Source organism: Collinsella sp. CLA-AA-H167, from assembly GCF_040095305.1.
GTDB lineage: Bacteria > Actinomycetota > Coriobacteriia > Coriobacteriales > Coriobacteriaceae > Collinsella.
This window is the reverse complement of sequence record NZ_JBBNGA010000001.1, coordinates 254045-279810: the sequence shown is the minus strand read 5'-3', so window position 1 is coordinate 279810 and position 25766 is coordinate 254045. Positions and strand designations below refer to the sequence as shown.

The following is a 25766-nucleotide window of genomic DNA, read 5'->3' as shown; positions in this document are numbered from 1 at the left end:
GCGCTACCCCCTACTCGGTACGGGCAACCTGGTCGATGCGGTAACCCTCGATCTGGTCGCCGGGCTTGATGTCCTGGAAGTTCTCCAGGCCAATGCCGCCCTCGGAACCGCTCTTGAGGCTCTTGGCCTCGTCCTTGTAGTGACGCATCGAGGCGATCTTGCCGTTGAAGACCACGATGCCGTCGCGCACCAGACGCACGGAATCGGTCGCGGCGATCTCGCCCTCTTCGACGCGGACACCGGCGGCGATACCGACTTTGGGCACCTTGAAGGTGTCCAGGACGGTCGCGGTGCCCGTGGAGACCTCGACCTCGGTGGGCTTGAGCATGCCGATACGGGCAGCGTCGAGCTCCTCGAGGCACTTGTAGATGACGTCGTAGCAACGGATCTCGACGCCCTCGCGCTCGGCGGCGGAGCGGGCCTTACCGTCGGGACGGACGCCAAAGCCGATGATGATGGCGTTGGAGGCGTCGGCAAGGACGACATCGGTCTCGTTGATGGCACCAACGGCGGAGTGGATCGTGTTGATGCGGACCTCGGACTGATCCATCTTGTCGAGGGAGTCCTGAAGGGCCTCAATGGAACCCTGGACGTCGGCCTTGATGATCAGGTTGAGCTCCTTGACCTCGGCGTCGGCGATGGTCTCGAAGAGGTTCTCGAGCGTGACGTGCTTGACGCGGCTCTGCTCCTCGATACGGGCCTTGAGCGAACGCTCGTCGGCCAGCGCACGTGCCTCGCGCTCGTCCTCGAACACGCGGAACTCGTCACCGGCGTTGGGCACGGACTGCAGACCCAAAATCTCGACGGCGTCGGAGGGACCGGCCTCGGTGACGGCGCGGCCCTTGGGGTCGAGCATGGCGCGGACGCGGCCGTAGGTAAGGCCGGCGACCAGCGTATCGCCCACGTGCAGGGTACCGCGGGTCACGAGCACGGTAGCGACCGAGCCGCGGCCCTTGTCGAGCTTGGCCTCGAGGACGTTGCCGGAGGCAAAGGTGTCCGGGTTGGCCTTGAGCTCGAGCACGTCGGCCTGGAGCAGCACGGTCTCCAGAAGGTCATCGATACCGATCTTCTGCTTGGCCGAAATGTTGACGAACATGTTCTGTCCGCCCCACTCCTCGGGGATGACACCGTACTCGGTGAGCTCCTGGCGCACGCGGTCGGGGTTGGCACCCGGCTTATCGATCTTGTTGACGGCGACGACGATAGGTACGCCGGCGGCCTTGGCGTGGTTGATCGACTCGACGGTCTGGGGCATGACACCGTCGTCGGCAGCCACGATCAGAATGACGATGTCGGTCACCTTGGCGCCACGGGCACGCATAGCCGTAAAGGTGGCGTGACCCGGGGTATCGATGAAGGTGATCTTGCGGTCATTGATCATGACCTGCGAAGCGCCGATGGCCTGCGTGATGCCGCCCGCCTCGCCGGCAGCGACGCCGGTGTGACGGATAGCGTCGAGCAGCGACGTCTTACCGTGGTCGACGTGGCCCATGACGGTGACGACCGGGGCGCGCGGCTTAAGGTCGGCGGGATCGTCGTAGAACGAGAAGGTGTTCTCCTCCTCAGGGGTGATGATCTTGATCTGTCGGCCCAGGTCGTCGGCAACGAGCTCGACGAGGTCGTCGGACATGGACTGCGTCATGGTGAGCGGCGTGCCCAGCAGGAACAGGCGCTTGATGATGTCGTTGGCCGGAACGTCGAGGGCCTCGGCGAGTTCCTGGACGGTAACGCCCTGGGAGACCTTGATGGCGTCGAGCTCCTCGGGGTTCACGCCCTGGGCCAGCGCCTCCTCTATCTTGCGCTCCTCCTGAGCCTTGGCAGCCTCGCGCTCGCGCTTCTCCTTGCGCTTCTTGCGGCGACCGGTGGACTCGCGAGAGGCCTCCTCGACGGCGGCACGAGCCTCCTCGAGCACCTTCTCGCGGCTGTACTCCTCAGCCTCACGAGCCATGCGGCTATAGTGGTCCTCTTCGTTGTTGTGACCGCCCTTGCGCTTCTTGCCCTTGCCCTGCTTATCGGGGTTGGGGAAGTCCATGCCGGCAGCGACGTTGTTGCTGGCGTTGGTACGATGGCTGTGCGGACGGCTCTCGGAGGCATTGCGCTCGGAGTTGTTGTCGGAGGCGTTACGATCGTTACGACGGCCACCGCGGCGGTCGTTGTTGCCGCCACGACGGTTACCGCGCTCAGCGGCGCGCTCGGCCTTGGCCTTGTCCTCGGCGTCCTTCTTCTCCTTGAGCACGGTCTCCTGTGCGGCGATCTGGTCGAGCAGCGAACGGAAGCGTGAGCCGGAATCGGAAGCGGGAACGGCGCGGCGCTGGGCCTCGCGGGCAGCCTCCTCCTTCTCGCGAGCAAGGCGCTCCTGCTCGGCCTTCTTCTTGGCCTCGGCCTCGGCGCGGGCGGCCTCCTCGGCAGCCTGGGCTGCGGCAAACTGGCGGCGCTCCTCCTCGCGTGCCTTCTCGGCGGCGATGCGCTCGCGCTCGGCCTCGGCGGCGCGGGCGGCCTCCTCGGCGGCAGCTGCCTGCTCCTCGGCCTGCTTGGCGGCCTCGACTTCCTGAGCGCGGGCCTCGATCACCGAGGCGAGCTGCTTGCGGACCATGGCGACATAGGCGTCCTCCAAGGTGGAGGAAGCGGACTTAGCGGGAATCTTCATATCGGCGAGATGACCCATCAGTTCCTTGGAGGTCATGCCGAACTCTTTGGCCAGGGTGGACACACGGACTTTTGCCATATGACTTCACCTACCCTTTCTGGCACCTTGGGTGCCTAGAGACTGAACGAGCGTGGGAGACGCGCCGGGGCCCGCCCGGCGCGACCGCGCGCTAGATCAGGTCCTCCGCATCATCGAAGGCGTCGGTGTCGTGGACACCGCAGAAACGGGAGCCGGGACGAGCCTGGTTGCGGCACTGGATGCCGTCCTCGGACACATACTCGCAGCGGCGGACATCCTCGTCCTCCTCGTCACCGATCAGGTCGGCGGCGGGCTCCTCGTGAACGGGAACGTTCTTGAGGATGTCGGCGGCAAGCGTCTCGGACTTGATATCGATGTGCCAGCCGGTCAGGCGCGCGGCGAGGCGGGCGTTCTGGCCCTCCTTGCCGATGGCGAGGGACAGCTGGTCGTCGGGCACGATGACGCCGGCGTAGGCCTTCTCCTCGTCGATGAGGACGCGGGTGACCTTAGCGGGCGAAAGGGCGTTGGCGACGTAGACGGCAGGATCGGCATCCCACAGGATGACGTCGACGCGCTCGCCACGGAGCTCGCCCACGACAGCGCGAACACGGCTGCCCTTGGGGCCGACGCAGGCACCCACGGGATCCAGACGGTCGTCAAGCGAGTGGACGGCGACCTTGGAACGCTGGCCGGGCTCGCGGGCGATTGACTTGATCTGGACGGTGCCCTCATAGATCTCGGGCACCTCCTGCTCAAACAGACGACGCATGAGCTCGGGGTGGGTGCGGGAGATGACAATCGGCGGACGGCTGTGCTCGCCGCGAACCGGTTGCAGGTTGGAGTTGGGGTCGCGTACGTCGATGATCACGGCCTTGATGTGCTGGTTGTGCAGGTAGCGCTCGCCCATCGGGCGCTCGTTGCGCTCGTTCTCGTAACGGCGCTGGTCGAAGTGCGGCAGCTCGGCCTCGACGCCCTCGCGGATCTTGACGATCGTGAAGTCGGGCGTGGACTGCAGCACGGTGCCGCTGATGAGGTCACCGATGCGGCCGGAGAACTCCTCGTAGATCTGCTCGCGGGCGGAGTTGCGCACGATGGCGTTGATCTCGGCCTTGGCGTGCTGGGCGGCGATGCGGCTCGTGTTCTTGGGGGTGACGTCGATCTCCTCGAACTCGGTGAAGTTGCCCTCCTCGTCCATGGAATCGTCAATCGGCTCCAGGCGGTAGACGTAGATCTTGCCGGTGGTGCGGTCGATGGTCACCTTGGCGCCCCACTCAAGATGCAGAATCTCGGCATAGCTCTTGGCGAGCGACTGCTCCAGGCGGTCGATCAGGTAGAGCTGGTCGATGTGCTTCTCCTGGCAAAGCTCCATCAGGGCGGACATCATGTCGGATGCTGCCATCTTACTTTCCTTCCTTCGCGGGCTTGAAGTCATAGGTGGGCTTCAACTTGCACTTTTTAACATCAGAGAAATCGAGGGTAACGGACTCGCCGTCCTCGAGCTCGAGGGTCACGTTCGTCTCGGTGGCGGTGGCAATCTTGCCGGCGTACTTGCGACGGCCCTCGGTGGCGGTAGAGGTGAGCTCGCAGTTCTCGCCCACAAAGCGGGCAAAGTCACTCGGGCGGCGCAGCGGGCGCGCCATACCCGGGCTCGACACCTCGAGCGTATAGCTCGAAGAGATGGGGTCGAGCTCCTCAATCACATCTCCGACCCACTTGGTGTTGGCCGTGACGTCGTTGAGCGACAGGCTCTGGCCCTCGGCACCCTCGATACGCACGCGCACGCAGGGGGCCTTGGTGGCACCCACGAGCTCGACGTCAACGATGTCGACATCGTGCTGGGGAGCAACGGCCTCGAGCGCGTCGATGATCGCCTGCTCGGTCTTAGTCTTGACCATTGCGGCACCTCCATCCATACAAAAAAGAAGCGGGGCCGAAACCCCACTTCTTTCAATTACAACTTCATTTGCAAGCAAACTATACCAATAGCTGCGGAAACGTGCAAGAACCGTACGAATCTGCAGGTCAGCGTGCGCACAGCTTCTCCACAAGAATAGGACAATTGGTCGAGGAGCCCCATGCGGCGCACCCTCAACAGCCCCAAAACGGGCCATGCGTCCCATTCCACAGGCCCGTTCGGACCCCAAGGGCATTCCTCCCCGAGCCCCTATCGATCAGACTTACGCTAAGGGGCATTCTGCAACAAGCCAGCCAGCAAGTCGCGCAACGACGAACCATTCCAAATCCTCTACGGCAAGGAGGCACACATGAAACGTCTAGGCACCCCCTGCATAACTGCGCTCGCCATCGCAACGTGCTCGTTGGCCCTCTTAGGCTGCGGCAACACGAATGGCAAAACCGGAACATGCGAACCGAACCCTGGCAGCACCAAAGCCATCGAGAAAAAGACGCCATCGGAAAGTTTTGACAAAATAGACGAAGACCTAATCGATCCCCAGGGCTTGGGTGCCGACCCCCAAGAACAGTTCCCCATCGACCTTGAGGCGGACGAGAATGTACATGTCACCTGTGTGGGTAAAGATACCGACGGCTACGGCGACGCCGTTCTGGTTTTTACGGTTACCAATAACACGGGTGTCGACATGATGTTTGGCGACGTGGACTCCTACGCTTACGTCGACGGCGTGGTCCGCGACGTGCGCATGCGCCAGCCGGTCACAGCGGGCGAGGAAACGCGCGCCATGCTCACCTTTGTGGGCACCTTCGACGACCCGGACTTTGATGTGAACAACGACCTCAACGACATCTACCTCAACATCTGGATGTTCGAAGAGGCAACAGGCAACGTTTACTTTAGGGACCTGGTACACATCCCGTAGAAGACGGTGCGACGCACTGACTAAGCAGGGCAGACAACACAAAACGAGGGACGACCCAACCGGACCGTCCCTCGTTTATTGCATGTCAGCTTTACGCGCAGAGCTTATTTGACCACCAGGTTGACCAGCTTGCCGGGCACGCAGATGGCCTTGACTACCGTCTTGCCCTCGGTCCACTTGGATACGGCGGCCTCGGCGGCAGCCTGCATCTCCTCGTTGGAGGCGTCGCGGGCGACGTCGATGCGGCCACGGACCTTGCCGAGCACCTGGACGACGATCTGCACCGTGTCCTCGATGGACTCGGCCAAGTCGAACTCGGGCCAGGCGGCGGTGTAGGCGTTGCCCTCGCAGCCGAGGGCCTCGTGCCACAGTTCATCGGCCCAGAACGGGCAGATGGGGGCAAGGACGCTCACGATATCCTTAGCCACGCCGTAGCACAGCGCCTTGTCGCGGGCGGCACCCTCGGTGGCGTTGAGGTAGGCGCTCGCCGCGTTGACGAGCTCCATGACGGCCGAGATGGCGGTGTTGAACTGGCCGCGATCGAAGTCCTCGGTGCACTTGGCGATGGTGCGGTGACGCTCGCGATAGAGCTTCATCGCGACCTCGTCGAGCGCGGACTTGTCGAAGGCCACGTTGGCGTCGCCGGACTGGACGAGCTGCCAAACGATACGCCAGGCGCGCTTGATGAAGCGGTTGGCGCCCTCAACGGCCTTGGGGTCCCAGTCGAAGTCCTTCTCGGGCGGGGCGATAAACAGGATCGCCAGACGCATGGTGTCGGCGCCGTAGGGCTCGATGACCGAGCTCGGGGGCACGACGTTGCCCTTGGACTTGGACATGGTGTCGCCGTTCTCGTCCTTGACCATGCCCTGGCACAGCAGGTTGGTGAAGGGCTCGTCCACACTCAGCAGGCCCAGGTCGCGCAGTGCCTTGGTAAAGAAGCGGCTGTAGAGCAGGTGCAGAATGGCGTGCTCGATGCCGCCGATGTAGTTATCGACAGGCATCCAACGATCGGCAGCCTCGCGGGAGAAGGGCAGCTCGGTGTTGTGCGGGTCCGTATAGCGCAGGTAATACCAGCTGGAGCAAGTGAAGGTGTCCATGGTATCGGTCTCGCGCTTGGCCGGGCGGCCGCAGACCGGGCAGGTGGTCTCGTAGAACTCCTTGCACTCGGCGAGGGTCTCGCCGGCGCCCAGGTCCAGGTTCTCGGGCAGCGTTACCGGCAGCTGATCCTCGGGCACGGGCACGATGCCGCAGTGCTCGCAGTGGATAGCCGGGATGGGGTTGCCCCAATAGCGCTGGCGGCTGATGAGCCAGTCGCGCAGACGGAACTCGACCTTGCGACGGCCGCAGCCCATGGCCTCAAGGTCGGCCACAATCGCAGCCTCGCCCTCGGAGTGCTTGCCGCCACGCATGCCGGTGTACTTGCCGGACTGAACGAGCGTGCCCTCGGCAGCATGGGCGCAATCCCAGTCGACGGTCTCGGCATGGAAGGTATCAATGGTCTCGCCGCTGGCCTCGACGGCAGCGCGGTCGTCATCGTCCAGGATAATCGGCACAATAGGCAGGTCGTACTTGCGGGCGAACTCAAAGTCGCGCTGGTCGCCGCAGGGAACGGCCATGACGGCGCCGGTGCCGTAGTCGGCAACGACGTAGTCGGCAACCCACACGGGGACCTTCTCGCCGTTGACCGGGTTCACCACGTAGCGGCCGGTAAAGGCACCGTGCTTCTCGAGGGTGCCCTGGGCACGCTCGACGGCGGAGATATGCTTGGAGTCCTCGACGATCTTGGTCACGGCCTCCTCGTACTCCGTACCCTCGACGAGCTCGTGCAGACGAGCGTACTCGGGGGCCAGGACAAAGAAGGAGACACCGAAGAGCGTATCGGCACGCGTGGTGAAGACGGTGATCTTGCCCTCGTCGCCCTCGATGGGCTCGCCATCCTTGTCGCACAGGGTAAAGTCGACCTCGGCGCCCTCGGAGCGACCGATCCAGTTGGCCTGCATCTGCTTGACGCGCTCGGGCCAGCCGGGGAGCTTCTCCAGATCATCGAGCAGCTCCTGGGAGTACTCAGTGATCTTGAAGTACCACTGCTCAAGGTCGCGCTTCTCGGGCTCGGTGCCGCAGCGCCAGCACTTGCCCTCGGTGACCTGCTCGTTGGCCAGAACGGTCTTGCAGGTGGGGCACCAGTTGACCGGGTTCTTCTTACGGTAGACCAGGCCCTTTTCCCACAACTTCTCAAAGATCCACTGACCCCAACGGTAATAATCGGGGCTGCAGGTCTTGACCATGCGATCCAGATCGTAGGAGAAGCCCATGCGCTTCATCGTGGCGAGCGCCTGGTCCATGTTCTTATACGTCCAGGCGGCAGCCTGCGTGTTGTGCTTGATGGCGGCGTTCTCGGCAGGCAGGCCAAAGGCGTCAAAGCCGATGGGGTGCAGAACATCGTAGCCGCGCATGCGGGCCTGACGGGCCATGGCATCGCCGATGGTATAGTTGCGCGCGTGGCCCATGTGCAGATCGCCCGACGGATACGGGAACATCTCGAGCACGTACTTCTTGGGCTTGCTGGCGTCGGTGTCGACGGCAAAGAGGTTGGAGTCCTCCCAGGCCTTCATCCACTTGGACTCAATGGCCTGTGCGTCGTAGGCAGGGATCTCATCCTTATGATCTGTGCAATCGCACATATCAGCTCCTTTGTTAGCTGGGTTGGGGCGGGGCGTTCTTACCTTTACTCGCTGCTGCGGACAGTCCTGCTCGCACGAAGAGCACATTAAGTGCTCTTCGGCTCGTGCGGAACTTGCAGCGAGCAAAGGTAAGAACGCCCCGCCACATCGTTAACTCGACTGATGATAGCAAATACAACAAGCGAGATGCCTGCGACTTGCAGGCATCTCGCTTTATCTAAATAACGTGGTTGAGGCTCAACCTTTATGTGCAGGTCTTATCTTATCGATACGTTACGCTCTGTTGGGAGTCCTTGACTACGACGTCGTGGGCTCCGCCTTCGACGATCGAGGTCGAGGAGACCAGGGTCAGGCGTGCCTTTTCCTGGAGCTCGGGGATCGAGAGGGCGCCGCAGTTGCACATCGTGGACTTGACCTTGTAGAGCGTGCCGCCCACGCCGTCCTTGAGGGAACCGGCATAGGGAACGTAGGAGTCAACGCCCTCGACGAAGCTGAGCTTCGCCGCGCCGCCCAGGTCGTAGCGCTGCCAGTTGCGAGCACGCGCAGAACCCTCGCCCCAGTACTCCTTCATGTACTGGCCGTTGACGTTGACGCGCTCGGTCGGGCTCTCATCGAAGCGGGCGAAGTAGCGACCCAGCATCATAAAGTCGGCACCCATAGCAAGGGCGAGCGTCATGTGGTAGTCGTATACGATACCGCCGTCGGAGCACACGGGCACGTAAACACCGGTCTCCTCGTAGTACTCGTCACGGGCGCGGCAGACGTCGATCAGCGCGGTGGCCTGGCCACGACCGATACCCTTGGTCTCGCGAGTGATGCAGATGGAACCGCCGCCGATACCGACCTTGATGAAGTCGGCACCGCAGTCGGCCAAGAAGCGGAAGCCCTCGGCGTCGACGACGTTACCGGCACCGACCTTGACGTCCTCGCCGTAGTTGGCGCGAATCCACTCGATGGTGCGCTTCTGCCACTCACTGAAGCCCTCGGAGGAGTCGATGCACAGGACATCGGCGCCAGCCTCGATGAGCAGCGGCACGCGCTCGGCATAGTCGCGGGTGTTGATACCGGCGCCGACCATATAGCGCTTGTCGTTATCGAGCAGCTCGTTGGGGTTGGTCTTGTGGCTGTCGTAGTCCTTGCGGAAGACGATGCCCATAAGGTGATCGTTGTCGTCGACGATAGGCAGAGCGTTGAGCTTGTTGTCCCAGATGACGTCGTTGGCAACCTTGAGGCTGATGTTCTTGTCGCCCACGATAAGCTGCTCACGCGGGGTCATGAACTCGGAGACCTTCTTCTGGTGGTCATCGCGGCTGGGGCGATAGTCACGGCTGGTGACGATGCCCAGGAGCTTGCCCTTGGGAGTGCCATCGTCGGTGACCGGCATGGTGGAGTGGCCGGTCTTCTCCTTGAGCTCGATGACCTGCTCCATGGTCATGTCGGGGGTCAGCGTGGAATCGGACTGAACGAAACCAGCCTTGTGATCCTTAACGGCCTTAACCATAGCAGCCTCGGACTCAGGGGTCTGAGAACCGTAAATGAAGGACAGGCCACCCTCGGTAGCGAGCGCGACACCCATGTCGACGCCCGAGACGGACTGCATGATGGCGGAAACCATGGGGATGTTCAGGGTGATTGCCGGCTTCTCACCGCGCTTAAAGCGGGTTAGCGGCGTCTTAAGAGAGACGTTGTTGGGGATGCACTGCGAGGACGAGTAGCCAGGGACCAGCAGATACTCCGAAAACGTGTGGGACTCACCGGGAAAGAACGTAGCCATGTTTCTCCTTTTTCCATGCGACCGGTCGGCTGCAGGCCTCGTAGGACCCAGCCCAACCTTGGGCGCCCAATACTGGGGAAGTATCTTAACGCACTTTGACTGCTACAATGCATGATTTAAGAAGAGCACACGAGGGTTTGACGCAGGCTTTGCGTTTACCCAGCAAACACTTTAGTGGGGAGACGTGGAGCACATGGAGTACAAGACGACGGCAAAGCTGGTCATTCAAGCGTGCGACAAAGACCTGCCGGGCGTGTTCGGCCACGGCTGTGTCTTGCTGCTGCAGGGCATCGCCCGCGAGCACTCGCTCAACCGCGCCGCCAAGAGCATGGGCATGGCGTATTCCAAAGCCTGGCGCATTGTGAACGAGGCGGAAGGACAGCTGGGCTGCAAGCTCATCGAGCGCGACGGCGCCCGCGGATCATCGCTCACCCCCGCCGGCGAGCGAGCCATAGCGGTCTACGAGGAGCTGCAGGCCGACATCAACCAAGTAATTGCCGCAAAGGCCAACGACCTCATCGCCAGCATCAATGCAGAGTAGTCCTTTTAGGCCGTTTTTAGCCCACAGCGCCCTCGGGTCGAGGCTCGCGCCACAAAACGGGCCCATCTACTACGTTTAGTTGAATACCCACGACCATACCGGACATTATGAAAATAAAACCGCTGGTAAACAGCTTGGTAATTTTCAAAATAGGCGGGTGCGGTCGACCCCTATTGCTTAAACGTAGTAAATAGGCCGTTTTCGTGACACAGACCCCGATTAGCTACTTGCGAAGGGCGTTATCGAGAGTGGCAGCCACCTGCAGAGGGTCGTCGGTGCCGGCGAAGAGGCGGATGGCGCCCCCCTGCTTACCACGCGGGGCCGAAAGGCGCGTTGTTGAGCCGCCGGCGGGCGACGTGCGGAACTCCCCCGGCAATGTGTCGAACAGCTCACCCGCACTTCGCTCGATAAGGTCAAACTCAACTGCCGGGCCAAAGCCGTGCTCGAGGATTCCCGTTGCAACCGCATGGTCGGGATGCGAGGTCAGCCCGGGATAGCGCACGTTGCGTACCATCTCGTTGGCGGCCAGATACTCGGCCAGCGCACGGGCGCGATCGAAGTGGGCCTGCATGCGAGCGTCGAGCGAAGACAGCCCCCGCTCCAGCATGCAAGCCTCATTAGCAGAAAGGTCGAGTGCAGACGCGCCGCAATCCGCAAGAAGCGCATGCGCACACTCGGCGGCGGCATCCACGCGATGGCGCTTAAGCTGCGAGCGCGCCACCGAAGCGGCGACGAGCTTGCGCGGCGCAACGCCGGTACACACACGGTCGAGTGCCTCGAGCGACAGGACGGCACCCAAACGCAGCGGATCGCACCCAAAGACGCTTGCCACGGTGTTATCCACCACGAGCAACGCACGGGCCTCACGCGCCGCCCGACCCAGCGCACGCAGATCGGGCACACGTAGGCCAAACCCGCCGATGGAATTGACGAACCACCACAGATGCGACCCGCCAGCATCAAACGAAGCATCAAAGCCCTCAGACGCGGCGGTAAACGCCGCAACCGACGGCTCCCCCACGAGCACAACGTCGCAGGCATCAAAGCCGCGCGCAAACGCATCGGCAAAGTCATCCGCAAAGGCCACCAAGCGATCGCCGGGCTGCACAATCCCCAGCATCGACAGCGCCGCCGGCACATGCGAGGCCGCAACAAGACACGCCTCACGCGCGCCGGCCCTTGCAGCCCAGGACTCTTCTAGCTGTTGCACGTCCACGCGGCACCATCCCTTACATAAAACCAAACCAAGACCAGCTCACCCAGGTCGAGAAAACGTCAGCGCAAGCAGCGTCGAGCGGTCCGGCGTTCGTTAGAACGCCGGAACAAAATCACCCGTGATATTCGCCGTTGTATTGGATGAGCGTTAGATCTTCCACGCCATCGAGTGCGCGGATGGCGTCGGCATAGGGCATATCCACACCGTCCGAGAACACCTCGACGGCCATTTCGACCTTGTCACCGCGCATCGTCTTGGATTTGACGGTGAACTTGGTGCGCCCAAATGCACGCACGATATCATCGCCGGTGGTCTGCCCCGTGTAGTGAATGACCATCATGTACACGCGCGCCTTGTCCTGATGGCTCGCAAAGCCGGCAATCATCACCACGATCACCACCGCCGTGAGTCCCACGAGCGCATACATACCGGCTCCCGCCGTAATGCCCGTGGTAATGGACCAAAACAGATACAGCAGGTCGAGCGGGTCCTTGACCGCCGTACGGTAGCGGACGATAGACAGAGCACCGACCATACCAAGCGAGATGACCACGTTTGTCGAGATCGCGAGCGTGACCATGCAGGTGAGCACGCACATGCCCACGAGCGTCACGGCAAAACTGCGCGAATAGACCACGCCAGTAAAAAAGCGCTTGTACACGTAGTAGATCAGGATGCCCATGGCGAGCGCCACGAGCAGCGAAAGGCCGATCTTGGCAGGGTCGACCTGGCCAAACGCCTCCAAGACGGAGTTCTTAAAAAAGTCCCTGGTGCTCATGGTCTAAATATCCCCTCGGTTCCCAAAATCCGATTCCCAGTAGTTAAAACCGCGCAGGTAGGCGGTCTTGTCATAACACAGGCAGTACTTAGAGACCGCCGTGAGTTCGGCCGCACCCGGCGGCACCATATCGCGCACCAGCTGCGGGCAAAACTCGGTAAACTTGACCTCCATCACCAGCTTGCCGGGCTCCAGCACGGGCAACGCGGGCAACGTCGCGTCAAAGATGTCAAAGCTCCCCACCGCCGCACGCACGTTGCTATCAAAGGTAATGCGCACGGTGCCCTCGTCCATCACCCACGGCTCGCGCTCGTAGTCCACGATGGTCCGTGGGCGCATCATATTACAGATGCACTCGATGTAGAACTCGCGACAGAGCGGATAGGGGCTCCTCAGCAAAAAGTCGTAGTCGCCAGCCAGAATCTGCTCGAACTCGTCACGCGTGAGCGGCGCGTCCTCCTTGTAGATCCAGCTGCCGTACTTCTTTTTGCGCTCGAGCTTAATCACCTTGTCGCTGCCGTTATAGATGCGCACGCGATACTTTTTGCGCATGAGAATACCGGCGTCTTTTTCCTCGTAGGCCGAGTTGCAGTAGTCGTCAAAGTACAGGCTGCGAATGGTATAACCGCCCGCCTGCGCATGCTTGTCCAGCTTAAACACAGGCGCCATGCGACAGGCAAGCGCGGCGTGCTCGCCCTCGTTAATGAGATATTTGAGCTCGTGGCGGTAACGCTCCTGCGTGGCACGCACAGGCGGAGCTGCCAAGCGCTCAAGCAGCGCGCTAGCCCTCCTCATACGTATCCTCCACGACCTTACCGCCGTCCTGCACGTAAAAACACTTCATGCCGTAGTGCTTGCCGTCGTCGGTCACATAGTAGTCAAACGCATCTTGCGTATAGCCGTCGGAGTTGGTGGCGCGCACGCGCACAAAATACTGGCCGGCATCGGGCGCATCACAGGTCACCTCGGGAAGTAGCACGTCCTCGGCCTTAAAAAGCACGTCGCTTATGGCATAGTCGCGCGCCAGCTCCACGGTATAGCGAATGTCACGCGCTTTAAAGTCGTAGGACGCATCCCAGTTCATACGCAGCTTACCGTTATCGATCTGCGGCACGCCAATGTAGAACGGCATGGGCTTTTTATAGCTCTCGCAGTAGCTCTTATAGTTCTCCTCGATCTCGGAGGGAATCGCCGCGGCGATCTGCTCGTATTGGTCCTTGGTGACAGGCAGATTGTCGGTATCGGGCGAAGCAAAGACCAGCGATTCGGTAACCTCGCGATAATGTTTGATCATCTTGGCCAGGCGCGCCTCGGTCATATACGAGCGTAGGTCCTTTACGGCGCGGTCGAGCTCACTGCGAAACGCCTTACTGCGCAGCGCACGATTGAATAGCACGTTGCCCCAGTAGTTGCTTACGCCGCGCTCCCAGCTCGCATAGTCCGAGAACCCGGTAAGAGAAAGCTCCAGCTTACGCAGCATGCCGTCGTTATCCCAATCCAGGATATACCAGACCTTGGAGTTAAGCGGGCTGTACAGATAGCAGTTACGGTTCTGCGTATCGCAGTTGCCCGTCAGGATCTGAAACGCCAGCCAATAGACCAGATTCTCGGTATCAAAGTAGGTGTCGAGCACGTTATCGATCTTTTGCGATTCGTCGTTGAGCGCATCGAGCATCTCGATGAGCTTGGTGTGGTCCGAATCGCCCTTAATCTCGAGCATGCCCTCGAAGTTTGCCTGGTTGTAGTCGGGATCGTCGGCAAGCTTAATGGTGTCCTCGTAGCGATGGAAATCAAAGCTGTTCACCTTGTACAGGTACCCGCTCTTATCCAGGCCATGTGCCTTAAGCGCCGTCTTGTTGAGCTGCTCCACCTGCGTAAACAGGCCGTAGTCCTCAAAGGTATCGTTGGACTTTTCGGTCTGGTCGCACACCCACAGATGCACAAACTGCGTACGCAGGCCCATCATCTGGGGAATCCCGCGGATAAGGTCGTAGGCCATCTTGTTGCGAAAACGCATACCCTCGCCCATGTGCTTGTTGAGCGCAATCGCGCGCTGTTGGCGCCAGGTGCCCTTGCCCTTTTTGAGCTCCACCTTGTAATTCTTTTGCGTGTAGGAGCTCGATGTCTGGCCGCGCACCTGCACGGTGGCATTGGGCGCTTCCTCGCCATAGCCAACCTCGCCGGCCACCGGGCCGTCTTCGTCGCCCGCCTGCAGCAGGCCCATAACCTGATAGCGCGTCACGCCCATGTCGGCATAGTCATACACCGAGTACGTGTTGATCTCGGCCCAGCTATGGTCCGTGTTCTCGGAGCTGTTGCCGCGAGAGACCGTCAGATACATGGTCACAATGCCCGAGTCATCATAGACCTCGTACAGCTCGTCCTTATCGCGCAGATGCTTGGACTGGTCGGAGGCCTCGGCCTTTTTAATCTTGCCCTGCTTTTTGACTTTTTTGGTCGAGGATTCGTCCTGAGATGAGCAGCCCGAAAGCAGCAGCGCGCCGGCAGCTGCCTCGATCAGACAGCGGCGAGACATCAACTTATCGATCATCAGAACCTCCCCAATGGTTGCGATACACGCGAACTACTGCGCGCTGAAACGCGCCGTGCGGCACGCCCTTGCGGCGGCCTTCCTCATAGCGCTGCTCGGCACGGTCGAGCAAGCGGCCCAGCTGTGTAAAACGACCCGTTTTGTCGGTCGCCACAATGGGCTGCTGACTCAGGATACGATACGGTAAGTTGGCGGAATAGGTATCGAGCCGCAGCAGCGCCACGATAAAAAACACCACCGCACCCAACAAAAAGCCAAAGCCGTAAAACTGCTGCGGCAAAAGCAACGACACGGCGGTCGCCAGCCCTGCCACACCGGCAAACAGGCCCGAGGCCAGAACGGCTCCCTTGTAGTCGGTAAAGTACAGCAAGATAAGCAGGATCGTGTTGCCCACGGCATACAGGCCGTAGCCTACGCATAACGTGCGAAAATACCCGTGCATAAGATTGTTAAAGCCCAGCGGCAGGGCCGAGAGCACCGTGGTCTCGAGCGAAATGACCGCCGCCGTCACAAACAGCTGCTTGAGCGCGCAAAAGCGCAGTTCGCTGTTGAGCGTGGAGAGCATCTCCTCCTCGGCCACCACAATATCGCCCACCACGCCGCCGTCGTTAAACAGGCTGTAGTAGTCACGGTAGCGCGGATAGAAATTGACCTCGACCGACACCACAAAGTTGACGGTCGTGACGAGTGTGGTCAAAAACGCAATGAGTGCCGGCACGTCATGGTAAGGAGCCCCGTAAAACAGGCCTTTGATCTGCACGCCAATAGGGCCCGCCCAGATAATAACCAGGTGTACGAAAAGCCCCAAGTTGGTAAACAGCCCCGTAAGCGCAAGCGGCATAAATTGGTCGAGCCAGCGCAAAAAACGCCAGGGACTCCGATCACTCTGTGGAAAATACCGGTACAGCAGTACCACATCCCAGGCAAGCATGACGCCGTAGCCTAGGGCGATTGACGCCAACAGGCCCTCGACCGGCGGCAGTCCCAACGCCAGCGCTGCCAGGGCGCACAGGCACGCCACGCCAATGGCGGCCGCAAAGCTGCACAGAATGCCACGATAGTCTTTGATGGCCGTGAGATAGCTCATGCCGTTCCAGTTGACGATCATGATGTTGAAGAGCCACAGGCACAGTAGCCCCTGCAGCAGCGTGGCCCCCGAGAACAGCAAAAAGACGCCGTAGAGCACCGTGCCCGCAACGAGCATGATGGCATTAGATCCCCAAAACGAAGGCAGGATCTCATCCTCGCGCACGGCAAAGAGCATGTCGGCCAAAAAGCGCGTGACCGGCATGGAGAAAAAGCTTGTGAGCGTAAGCGAGGCCAGCAGTGTATAGGTCACCATGCACACCAGCAGATCCTGGTTGGCGCGCCCCACGCCCCACAGACCGCACAGCACCAAGATACCCACCTGGAGTAGCACGCCCAGCAGCATGGGGCCCGTGCACACAATGCCGGCGTAGCCATAGGCGCGCATCGTGGCAAACAGACCCTTGCGCCTAAATAGGCGCTTGAGCTCAAAACCGATTCCGGCCACCGGCTACTCCCCCTCTCTGGGCAGGTCAAACGCGCGCGCCGTCTCGTCGTACAGCGCGCGATAGTTGGCGAGCATCTGCTCGTGCAAAAAGTACGTGGCGACGCGACGCTGGCCGCGCTCCCCCATCTCAATGCGGCGGGCGCGGCTTGTGCACATGCGCTCCATGGCATCGGCCAAGCCCTTGCGATACATGGGCGGCGCCACAAAACCTGCCACGCCAAAGTCATCGCCCGGGGCGCCTTCGAGCAGCTCGCGGCAGCAGCCCACCTCGGTCGTCACGCAGGGACGGCGCGCTGCAAGCGACTCCAGCACGCTGAGCGGCTGGCCCTCGGAGATGCTCGTCAGAATGGTAAAGTCGAGCTTTTCCATGTACTCGACCACGTTGACGCGGCCGGTAAAGATCAGGTCGCGCACGCCCAGGGTGTCGACGAGCGCATGGCACTCGGCGCCGTACTCTTCGTCGTCCACGCCACCCATGATGTGCAGACGCACCTTGGGCAGGCGCTCGTGCAGCTCAAAGAAGGCGTAGATCATGGTCTTGACGTCCTTGATGGGCGCCAGGCGCACCACCGCGCCAATGTCCACCCAGCCGTCATCGGGCTTTAAGGGAATGTCCTTAAAGCGGTCAAACTGGATGCCGTTGGGAATAACCATGCATTTGTCCGCATCGCAGCCCATATCGATCTGCGTCTTGCGAGCGTTATGGAACAAACTGGTCACGCGGAAGGCGCGACGGTAGATCTCCTCCGAAAGCAGGTAGAAAAAGCGGATCCAGCGGTCCTTAAACGACGGCACCACCCAGTCAGCGCGAATGATCTCTTCCTCGCGTTCGCGAGTATAGATGCCATGCTCGGTCAGCAGCACCGGCGCATGATGAACGCTTGAGCCCAGGCAGGCGAGCAGGCCACCGTAGCCGGTCGAGATGGCGTGGTACACATCGGCCACCGGCACCTCGCTGCCCAGAAGGTAGAGCACGGGCAGCAGCATGGAGCGCATGGTGTGGAATGCATCGGCAAAGGGCGTGTATGGGTACTCGGCCAGGCACACGTCGCGAAAGATATCCATAAAGGCGCGACTCTGCAAAAACGAGAGCGGATGCACGCGACGGCGCTGGAAGATATCGAATAGCACGTCCCAGTCCGGATTGGAGAGCGACACCAGGCGGCGCAGCGCCTCGCGCTCGCGGGCGTTAAAGTCGGCCTCTTCTTGCTCGCCCGATAGGCGCAGGGCATCGTCTAGAAACACCTCGTGCACCTCGACCACGTTGCCGGGCAGCTCGTAGACAAACTTGCCGCGGTCGACAGCATGCGCGCCAATCACCCACAGCACAAACTCGTACTCGGGCATGGCCTGTATGTAGCCGTGCATCCAGGTGGACACGCCGCCGTGCACATAGGGGTAGCAACCCTCGAGTACCAAGCAGATTCTCATTTGTCGCCACCCTCCTTGCGTGCAATGGTCACCGTCTTGTCCGTGGCTTTGACCAGGTACAGGTCGCCCATCAGATGCGTAATCTCGCCACCCGTGACTGCACCTGGCTCACCGTTGTTGGCGCGGAACATGAGCCACGCCTCGTCGTGGAAATTGCCCAGGCTGAGCGTCCAGGCATCCGCACTTGTATCCACGCTCACCGTCACGGACGAAAAGCGCTGGATGGCGCCCGAGCATTCCGAACCGGTCTGGCGCCGCAGGTCGGGCGCAGACTTGGTAAGCCACTCCAGGTAGTTGGTCAGACCGCCCTTGTAGACCTCCCAGCCCTCCTTGGCTCCGCGACCGGGATCCAGTAGGTCGTCCGGATGCATAAAGTGCGTACTCACGTAGTGCATGTTGAGCTCGGACACGGCTGCCAGACGCATATAGGAATCGTTGACCATGCCGCCCGAGACAATACGTGGCTGCTCCACAATGCCATCGCTCGCCACGCCAAACTCCTGCACATAGGGCAAGTCGGTGCCATCCTCAAAATACGTACTGGCGATGGTCTTAATGCGCGGAACGTCAGTGCCGATAAGCTTGCGCGCACGGGCCGAAAGGATATTCGACGGTGGCACATAGACCGAGCCATGCGCGTTGGGCAGTACCTCGTCCTGGAAGGCTATAAGCTCGTTGAGCGATGCGACGAGCGCCTCCTTGTTCTTCCACGTCTTGTAGTCGTACAGTGTGCCATAGTCGGTATCCCAGAGCGCCAGCGGCTGATGGTTGTAGCCGTGGAAACCCAGCTCTCCGCCCATCTGCAGCAGCATGCCGCCAAAGTAGCGGAACTGCGTGGTATCGGCCTGGCGCGCGGGCTCGGTCTGGTTGACCGCGTCCTCGTAGTTTTCGATCATCACGCCGGTAAAGCGAACGCCATATTTTTGCGCGAGCTTTTGCAGATCGGGCCACCAGACCTTGGTATAAAAGTCGGCGATAGAAAGCCCGTAGTCGCGCTTGATATAGGTGCCGTCGCCCGAGGGCACGGGGCTGGGAAAGTCGTCCAGATAGAAGACGGCGCTGTTGATGACGGGGTAGGCCGTGGCATCGCCCAGCAGACTGATCGCCGCGGCGTAAAAACCGCGCATGACCTTGTCATAGATACCGATATTGCACACCACGGTGCGACCGCTACCGCAGTCATTCGACCAAATGAGCGGGGCGCCCGCATCGCCGGTCTTAGCCCACACACGAGCCGTCTCGCGCAGCGAAACCGAAAGCGACGAATCAAAGGGGTCCGAGAGCTCGTAGCGCTCTCCCCCGCCCAGCATAAAGTCCTCGCTCGGCACAATGCTTTCGGCTTTTACATAGTCATATCCGGCAGATTCAATGCCAAGCTTGGGAGCAATCACTTGCAGATAGCCCGAGTTATCCGGAGGCATGGCGAGCATAAGCGAACCGCCGGCACTCACCCAACTCATAATGTCGCTCAGGTGCGTACCGAGCCCATCGAGCGACGGCATGAGCAAAATCACGCGATCGTAGGAGGTCAGCGAGGGAATGGCATCCGCGCCGTCCAGCGCAAGGTCCACGTCGCGGTGCGCGATCTTCATATCGAGCAGAATCTGGTCGAACTGCTCCTTTACGTCCTCGACGCCAGCTTGATCGGAATCGGTAATGACCAGGCACGTGGGCTTTTGGCCAAATATTGCCGAGGAGGCCGGAACCGCATCGTTGGCGGCAAGCATCCCCAGCTTATGCTGGCCCGCACTGTACTGCACGCCGGCGCGCTCCACCAGCAGCACGGCCGCCATGGCAATAAAGACCGCCCACACCACAAGCAGCCCCATCCAGCGAAAATGGCCCGCACGGTCGCGGATATGCTGTACCACGCTCATCGGGCCTCCTCTCCGTTGCGCCAAAACGCCAGTTCCTCGCGGTTGGCGGCGCTCAAGTATACATGCTGTTTGTCAATCGCATCAATCACACGGTGGACCTCGTCACCGTCGCGGCGCATCACCGCAAGGCGCAGACAAAGCATCCAAACCTCCTGCTCCTCGGGCACATCGAGCACCAGCTGGTCGGTCACGTCCTGCGCCTCGTCGATCTGTCCGACATCGGCCAGCGCCGTCGCGTATCGAATGCGAAGCTCAAGGGTGTCCTCGCGCTCGCAGCGACGCGCAAGCAAACGCGCGTACTGTTGGCGCTGAATCTGAGCCACGCGCCCCTCGGCCAGACCCGAGCCCAAGTATTCACCAAGAAAATCGCAGTATTCGTTGAGGTTTTGCGCGCTCGGGTCCGTCTTAAAGGCACGCTCCAGCTGCTGCAGTTTAAGGTCGGACTCCTTGGAGATCTGCGCCACCGCCGTCGCGGCATAGTGAGCCACCTCAACGTCGTCGTTAAGCTTAGCCGCCTGCAGCTGCGCCAGGTACGCTTCGGGCTCCTCGGTGAGCATGGAGAGCATTAGGCGACGCCGGTCTGCCGGATCGTTGACGATGAGCGCCTCCTCGAGCGGGATCACGCCCGCATCGGCTTCACGGTCGTGCACTAGGATGCTGCGATGAAGGTCGTCGTTGAAGCGCAGCGACTCCAGCGCAGACTCTTTCAGCCCCTCGCCAAACACCGCGCTGCGGACCGATAGCAGAACCACCAGCAACGGGCCCCACAGCGGCACCAACACTATTACAGCCAGCATGTGCCCGCGCACCGGCAGCAGGCCCAACTTCATGAGCGTCCACAGTATCAGGCAAACCAGCGCATGAATCAGCAGCAAGACGGCAGCAACGACAAGCGAGATCAAGCGACACCTCCCTCACCGTCGCCGGTGTAAGCGATGTGCTGCAGCAGCGCCACGATGTCCTCGCCGTCGACGGGCTCCACCGCAATCTGCTTTGCGCTCAGGCGCTCGCGGATAATGGGCAGATCGCACGCCTTTGCCTGGCGCATAAGCAGGTAGAGCATGTCACCATCGACCAGGCCCGCCGCATCGCTCTCGCGGATTGCCGACCCAATTGCGCCCACCAGCTCGCCGACAGGCTCCATGCCCGGTACCACGCGCAGGAGCAAAAAGCTGCCCATCTTGCCATCTGCCAGCGCCTGCACGGCCGCGAGCTCTTGGCCAAAGGCAGCCTGCTTGAGCACGCAAGTGCCGTCAACGCAGCGTTTATCCTGTGCCACCGCCTCATAGTCAAAGGCACGGCCCAGCGCGCTTTCGACCAGGCCGCACAAGATGCGGAACAGGTTTTGGTAATAGAGCGTCATTTGGTTTTCGGCCGCACTACGCACAAAGATCAACACGGCGGGTGCCCCATCGCGCTCGATTGTGTATCCAAACATGGGAAGCCCCGGCGTCAGCTCGCGGTTCACCCACAGGTTCGAACGACCCCCGTCGCCCAAAAGGGGCGCAAGCTGCTCAAGCGTAAGCGAGCGTGCGGCATCTTCGGCAATCGCGGGACTTGCTGCCACCAGGCGTGCAAATGCTCCGCCAGAAACATGGTAGATCGTCACCGAATCGTTCTCGAGGATCTCGCCCAGAAGCTCGCAGCACTTGCGATAGATGTCGCGTGGGTTGAACACGTCGAGCTCCTGCGTCACGGCAAAGATCTTGCCAAAGCTGTCGTGGCGACCCACGATCTGGCGCCTGTACGCGCGCTTGTCCTCGATCGCGTCGTGGTAGAGCTGCGTAAGGAACGTATTGCGGTTGCGCACTAACTCGTTATGATCGCGCTCCGCCCTAATGGCTTCGCTGTTGCGCAGCTGCACATAGCCGCACACGGCACCCACAACAAAGTATGCAATAAACGGCAGCCAGTTGGACGGCTCGTAGAACAGGCCCTGGAAGGTATAGCCGTACAGAGTAAAGTAACTCGCAGCCAAACCCACCGACGCCAGCAGCGCCGCAACCAGGCCAAAGTCCAAGCCATACAGCGTGCCGATCAGCACCACGTAGAGCAGGCGATAATCGAGCACGTTGAGCTGGGTCGATTGGGAGAACAAGCGCTCCAGCACCTCGAACAGAACCCAGGCAACGCCCGTCTCCAAGCATTTGACAGGCAGCGTGCGCATTTGAATGCGGTCGATGGCCGCGCGCAAGGGGTTGACCTTCTTTTCACGGCCAGCATCCCAGCGAGCCTGAATGGTCGAGAGGTCGCGCAGCAAGTCGTAGCGCTGAAACCAGCCATAGCGCACGCGAGCGACGTCGCTGGCGGGCAGGGCGTAGCCGGCAGAATCGCCATAGGCAACTGAGAGCCCTGGGAACAGCGCCTTGAGGGCGTCGCCCACCTCACCCACCGTGTGATGGAAGGTATCGACTACGTCGAGCGTCTCAAAGTTAGCATTCCAGCTGTCGAAGATACGGCGTACCAGCACCGAAAGCTCCTCGGCACACAGCAGGGGAAACGCCGCATCCTGCGCGCCCTGCAGAGCAACCGATGAGGTTGAGCACGCGTCGAACAGCGGCACCAAAAACGGATCTTCCAGCGCGGCAGACGCGGTATACAGGAACGGCACGCGCAGGATCTTGGTCTGAACGCCCTCGCGAGCAGCGTAGTAGCGGCACAGGTCGTTGGCTGCGTGCGCGATAATGCCCTTGCCCGTTCGCCCCGTGGCATCGGCGGCACCCTCGGCACCCGCGGGCCCCGCTACATACAGCAGTTGGACCCGGCGACCCGCGCACGTACGAAAGACCGAGCGCAGCAGCTCGATATCGCCCACGGTATCGGTATGCGGGGTAAGGTAATTGGATAAGTAGACCACGCGGTCGAACTCGTAGGCCTGCTCCAAGTGCTGGAGCAGCTCTTTCCACGAGGCATGGGGCGACGACTTATCGCGGCGCGCTTCCTGCGCGGCTACAACCTTAACGTGGTCCCCAGGGAATGCCTTGGCGCAAAAGTCATCGTCAACATATGCGGTGTTGCCAACAACCAGCACCTCCATGGCGCACCCCTCCCCTAAAATCCACTTCTGTCATAGTCAAACATGCGTATTATACGCTGTCAACGCGAGCTGGAACGCCTTTAAGGCTGTTTTAAGAACTTTTTTAGGGAATGTGGGGACTTCGAGAGTCCAAAATGAGCGCCCAATCCGGAAGTATGCGGCAAATTCAAGACATGCCGACAACACTGGATAGTAGCAACGCTTCTACCTGCGGCTTCTGTTCATGAAAAGGACCATGCTAATCCCACTCCTCGATGCGGGTGAGATACGGATCGGCGCCGTAGCGACCGGACAGGTATTGCTTGTCGAAAGCCGCGTTCTTGCTTACCAGATTACCGTTTGCCTCGTGGATGTCGGCGAGAGACCACAGTTGGCTCGCCTCCCCCTCGCCGCGCGCAGCGAACCATATCTCGTCACGGCGGAACACATCGTTTCGCATGGTAGACACGTCCTGGGACGAGAAGATGAGCTGTGCGCCACTCTTGTTGACCTCAGGATCCTTAAACAGCAGGATCACATAGCGAAGAAGCTTCGGGTGCAGTTTGGCGTCGAGCTCGTCTACCACAACGGTGCCACCACACTCAAGCGCTGCCATCAGATACGCAGCCAACCCCATGAGCTTCTGGGTGCCGGCAGATTCCTCGGATAAACGCAGCTCGTACGCTTTGCCGCCCACCTCGTGTCTCACGAAGACGCGCCGGCCGCGCCATTCCGGCGCCCTCTCCACTCTGAAGCCGTCAATACGCACATCAACGGCGCGCAAAAAACGCGTGACCTCGCGCGAGTCGCCCTCGTCGAGCATTTGCTCGAGCATCCGCTCCAGGTAGGAACTGTTGTAGTTGAGAAACACAGCGTCGAGAAACCAGCTGGCCGCCTCCTGGACCACCGGTGCATCGAAGTTGATGCAAAGGAACGATAGGTACGGCAGACTTGGGTTGAACCTCGCGGCCGTCACAAGCTTACGCAGTGTGGGGCCGAGTTCAACCTTTGTATCCTCGCGCTCGAACAGCATCGCCGTGCGTGACGCTCCCAATTTTCGCCGCCACAGGCCTTCGGACACGATCTCGTCCGCATGCACGGACAGGGCATAGCGGTACTCGTGCTCACCCGCGCGATAGTAGAGCTCGAACTCGGTGGGCTCGGCAGCAGACACATCATCGAACTTAAACGCCGAACAACGGGGTATCAAAGGGCGATCGCCCTCTGCTGCATCAGCACTGGCAGACAGCAGTCTTATCGGTCTGGCCACCGCCGAGCGAACGTAATCAAGAGACTCGAGCAGATTAGACTTGCCGCCAGCGTTGGGCCCGTACACCGCAGCCACCGGAAGGAAACTCTGCCCGTCGGAACACTCTATGAGGGAACGCTCAAACTCCTTCATCGGCGTCGCCTGCATGGAAAGCTCCACCTCATCGCGATAGGATCTATAGTTCCTGAAGGTGAACTGGCAAAGCATCGTCCTCAACATTCCTTTCATTGTTTTAAAAAGATATTTCAGAGTTTTTATTTGATTATAGAGTTTAAGCAGGCTAAATCAAGTGCTTGCTACACCAATGACAGCAGGCGCAAGGTGCCAAACCGCCCATACTCGACCATCCCATTGCCGGAATGGCGTTTAGCTAGCACGTTACGCATTACATGCATGGAAAAAGGGCAACCCTCTATCAGAAAGCGTCACCCTTAAAGCTCCCAAAGAGCTTTTGTATTGAGATATGTACTCTACACCTCAATGAAGTGAACCATCATACCGCACCACCTCGTTTTCAAAACGCCCAAATATGCGCTCCAATGCGAACATCGAATCGACAGCATCGTTTACAACCTTCACCGCAATGATGAAGTCATTTAACGACAGTGGGCACACCATTACGGGCCGCTGTCGCTATGGAGCCGAACCCTTATCCCCTCGGTGGGAAGGGGTCGTGGCCATGGGAATCCCTTGCGCGAATCCTTCCGTCGCGACGATGGACAATCAACTCCGATTCTTGATTGGAGCAAATGCGTCGACCGAGCTTTATCGCCTCGCTCTGGGTCGTCGTAACGAAAGAAGCGCGACTTGTTCCCTCGCCCTTAACCTGCCAATTGCCATCAGAACGCTTCGTAACGTGCTGATTTCTGCCTTTCATACTCACTTCACCTTCAATTCTGAACTCGCCGATATGTCTATAGCATGAGATATGTGACAGGTACCTTCGTGCCGATTTTCAAAAGTGTAGCCACTGGCGCGGACATAAAATGAAGCGCACGCAACGAGCACGTTGATCTTTTTGTCTTCTGGCAACCCTGCAAACCAAAGCGAAAGAGCAGAAAGGGTGCTGAAGTTCACATCCAAAGAAGCTCATATCGACGACCTGATGGACAGGCGCCTCCATATGAACGCAGCCGGCTACTACCATGGTCTACCCGGCGAGCAGAGCGTTTCATTGGTAGCGTCTTTAGCGTACGGGATGGGCATCTACGCCAACTGGCTCTTGCCGATCTACTGCATGTTCACGGAGCAAGAGAGCAAGATCGCAAACAATACCGTCGTGATTACCGGGCGAATGATCGATGGGTTCCGGTGCGCCGACGCCAGATCGGTATCTTGCGATATGGCCACGTCGAGCGGCAGTTGAATCGCAAGATCGATTCTGGAGGTGACATTCCCTACACGGATGCCCCCGCACGGCCTCGCGCAGCCATGTCAAGCATGCTGTAAAATATCGTCAAAAAAAGAGGGCCGACGCATCAACCCTCTTCAGGTGTCGCCCGAGAGCTTCCACCGCAATTGGCTATATTCTACTCGATATCCTGTGTTTGTCTACGGGCCCCAACACAAGTGAAAACTATCTTCATCTTCAGACG

19 protein-coding genes are annotated in these 25766 nt (G+C 60.3%); 3 read left to right on the top strand and 16 right to left on the bottom strand.

Features of this window, described 5'->3' with window-relative positions:
- Positions 1-10: 10 nt before the first annotated feature.
- The 3 genes from infB to rimP all read right to left on the bottom strand — a co-directional run bounded on the left by infB (position 11) and on the right by rimP (position 4560).
- Positions 11-2725 carry a translation initiation factor IF-2 gene (infB, locus tag AAAT03_RS01280; RefSeq protein WP_089571695.1) on the bottom strand — a complete coding sequence of 905 codons (2715 nt, stop codon included), beginning with the start codon at positions 2723-2725 and terminating at the stop codon, positions 11-13.
- A gap of 91 nt (positions 2726-2816) precedes the next feature.
- Positions 2817-4064 carry a transcription termination factor NusA gene (nusA, locus tag AAAT03_RS01275; protein WP_006234042.1) on the bottom strand — a complete coding sequence of 416 codons (1248 nt, stop codon included), beginning with the start codon at positions 4062-4064 and terminating at the stop codon, positions 2817-2819.
- 1 nt (position 4065) lies between these two features.
- On the bottom strand, positions 4066-4560 hold the full coding sequence (rimP, locus tag AAAT03_RS01270; protein WP_349102400.1) for a ribosome maturation factor RimP: 495 nt from the start codon (positions 4558-4560) through the stop codon (positions 4066-4068).
- A 369-nt stretch (positions 4561-4929) separates the two neighbouring features.
- On the opposite strand from rimP, the gene AAAT03_RS01265 reads away from it, so the two are divergent.
- A complete protein-coding gene (locus tag AAAT03_RS01265) occupies positions 4930-5502 on the top strand; it encodes a hypothetical protein (RefSeq protein WP_349102399.1) in 573 nt (190 codons plus the stop codon).
- A 104-nt stretch (positions 5503-5606) separates the two neighbouring features.
- Here AAAT03_RS01265 and leuS read toward each other — a convergent pair whose 3' ends face one another.
- On the bottom strand, positions 5607-8183 hold the full coding sequence (gene leuS, locus AAAT03_RS01260) for a leucine--tRNA ligase (protein ID WP_349102398.1): 2577 nt from the start codon (positions 8181-8183) through the stop codon (positions 5607-5609).
- 262 nt (positions 8184-8445) lie between these two features.
- Positions 8446-9957, bottom strand: a complete 1512-nt coding sequence (locus AAAT03_RS01255; protein ID WP_117803302.1) for an IMP dehydrogenase — start codon at positions 9955-9957, stop codon at positions 8446-8448.
- Between the two features lie 193 nt (positions 9958-10150).
- Here AAAT03_RS01255 and AAAT03_RS01250 point away from each other — a divergent pair, with 193 nt between their 5' ends.
- Positions 10151-10498, top strand: coding sequence for a LysR family transcriptional regulator (locus tag AAAT03_RS01250; RefSeq protein ID WP_117646599.1), 348 nt, complete (start codon positions 10151-10153; stop codon positions 10496-10498).
- Between the two features lie 223 nt (positions 10499-10721).
- Here AAAT03_RS01250 and AAAT03_RS01245 read toward each other — a convergent pair whose 3' ends face one another.
- From AAAT03_RS01245 to AAAT03_RS01195, 11 genes are all read right to left on the bottom strand, one after another.
- Entirely contained in the window at positions 10722-11714 is a 993-nt protein-coding gene (locus tag AAAT03_RS01245) for a PLP-dependent transferase (RefSeq protein ID WP_271807268.1), read from the bottom strand.
- Positions 11715-11826: 112 nt separating this feature from the next.
- Positions 11827-12492 (bottom strand): DUF4956 domain-containing protein, encoded by a 666-nt coding sequence (locus AAAT03_RS01240; RefSeq protein ID WP_117716032.1) that lies wholly within the window; start codon positions 12490-12492, stop codon positions 11827-11829.
- A 3-nt stretch (positions 12493-12495) separates the two neighbouring features.
- A complete protein-coding gene (locus AAAT03_RS01235; RefSeq protein WP_117847637.1) occupies positions 12496-13287 on the bottom strand; it encodes a polyphosphate polymerase domain-containing protein in 792 nt (263 codons plus the stop codon).
- Positions 13274-15043 carry a CotH kinase family protein gene (locus AAAT03_RS01230; protein WP_271807266.1) on the bottom strand — a complete coding sequence of 590 codons (1770 nt, stop codon included), beginning with the start codon at positions 15041-15043 and terminating at the stop codon, positions 13274-13276. Before AAAT03_RS01230 ends, AAAT03_RS01235 begins: the two co-directional genes overlap by 14 nt.
- Positions 15033-16577, bottom strand: a complete 1545-nt coding sequence (gene pelG / locus AAAT03_RS01225) for an exopolysaccharide Pel transporter PelG (protein WP_349102397.1) — start codon at positions 16575-16577, stop codon at positions 15033-15035. The genes AAAT03_RS01230 and pelG overlap by 11 nt, the downstream gene beginning before the upstream one ends.
- A 3-nt stretch (positions 16578-16580) precedes the next feature.
- Positions 16581-18008 carry a GT4 family glycosyltransferase PelF gene (gene pelF / locus AAAT03_RS01220; protein ID WP_273377012.1) on the bottom strand — a complete coding sequence of 476 codons (1428 nt, stop codon included), beginning with the start codon at positions 18006-18008 and terminating at the stop codon, positions 16581-16583.
- The gene (locus AAAT03_RS01215) at positions 18005-19885 is read right to left on the bottom strand and encodes a DUF2194 domain-containing protein (RefSeq protein WP_271738756.1); all 1881 of its coding nucleotides are present in this window, start codon (positions 19883-19885) and stop codon (positions 18005-18007) included. The genes pelF and AAAT03_RS01215 overlap by 4 nt, the downstream gene beginning before the upstream one ends.
- The gene (locus AAAT03_RS01210) at positions 19882-20787 is read right to left on the bottom strand and encodes a hypothetical protein (protein WP_349102396.1); all 906 of its coding nucleotides are present in this window, start codon (positions 20785-20787) and stop codon (positions 19882-19884) included. The genes AAAT03_RS01215 and AAAT03_RS01210 overlap by 4 nt, the downstream gene beginning before the upstream one ends.
- The gene (locus tag AAAT03_RS01205) at positions 20784-22922 is read right to left on the bottom strand and encodes a DUF4118 domain-containing protein (RefSeq protein WP_349102395.1); all 2139 of its coding nucleotides are present in this window, start codon (positions 22920-22922) and stop codon (positions 20784-20786) included. Before AAAT03_RS01205 ends, AAAT03_RS01210 begins: the two co-directional genes overlap by 4 nt.
- A 238-nt stretch (positions 22923-23160) precedes the next feature.
- The gene (locus tag AAAT03_RS01200; RefSeq protein WP_158571020.1) at positions 23161-24378 is read right to left on the bottom strand and encodes an ATP-binding protein; all 1218 of its coding nucleotides are present in this window, start codon (positions 24376-24378) and stop codon (positions 23161-23163) included.
- Between the two features lie 442 nt (positions 24379-24820).
- Complete coding sequence (locus AAAT03_RS01195; protein ID WP_118270644.1) at positions 24821-25048, bottom strand: DUF2188 domain-containing protein; 228 nt, start codon at positions 25046-25048, stop codon at positions 24821-24823.
- A gap of 132 nt (positions 25049-25180) precedes the next feature.
- Here AAAT03_RS01195 and AAAT03_RS01190 point away from each other — a divergent pair, with 132 nt between their 5' ends.
- Positions 25181-25537, top strand: a complete 357-nt coding sequence (locus AAAT03_RS01190) for a hypothetical protein (protein WP_271729240.1) — start codon at positions 25181-25183, stop codon at positions 25535-25537.
- Positions 25538-25766: the final 229 nt, after the last annotated feature.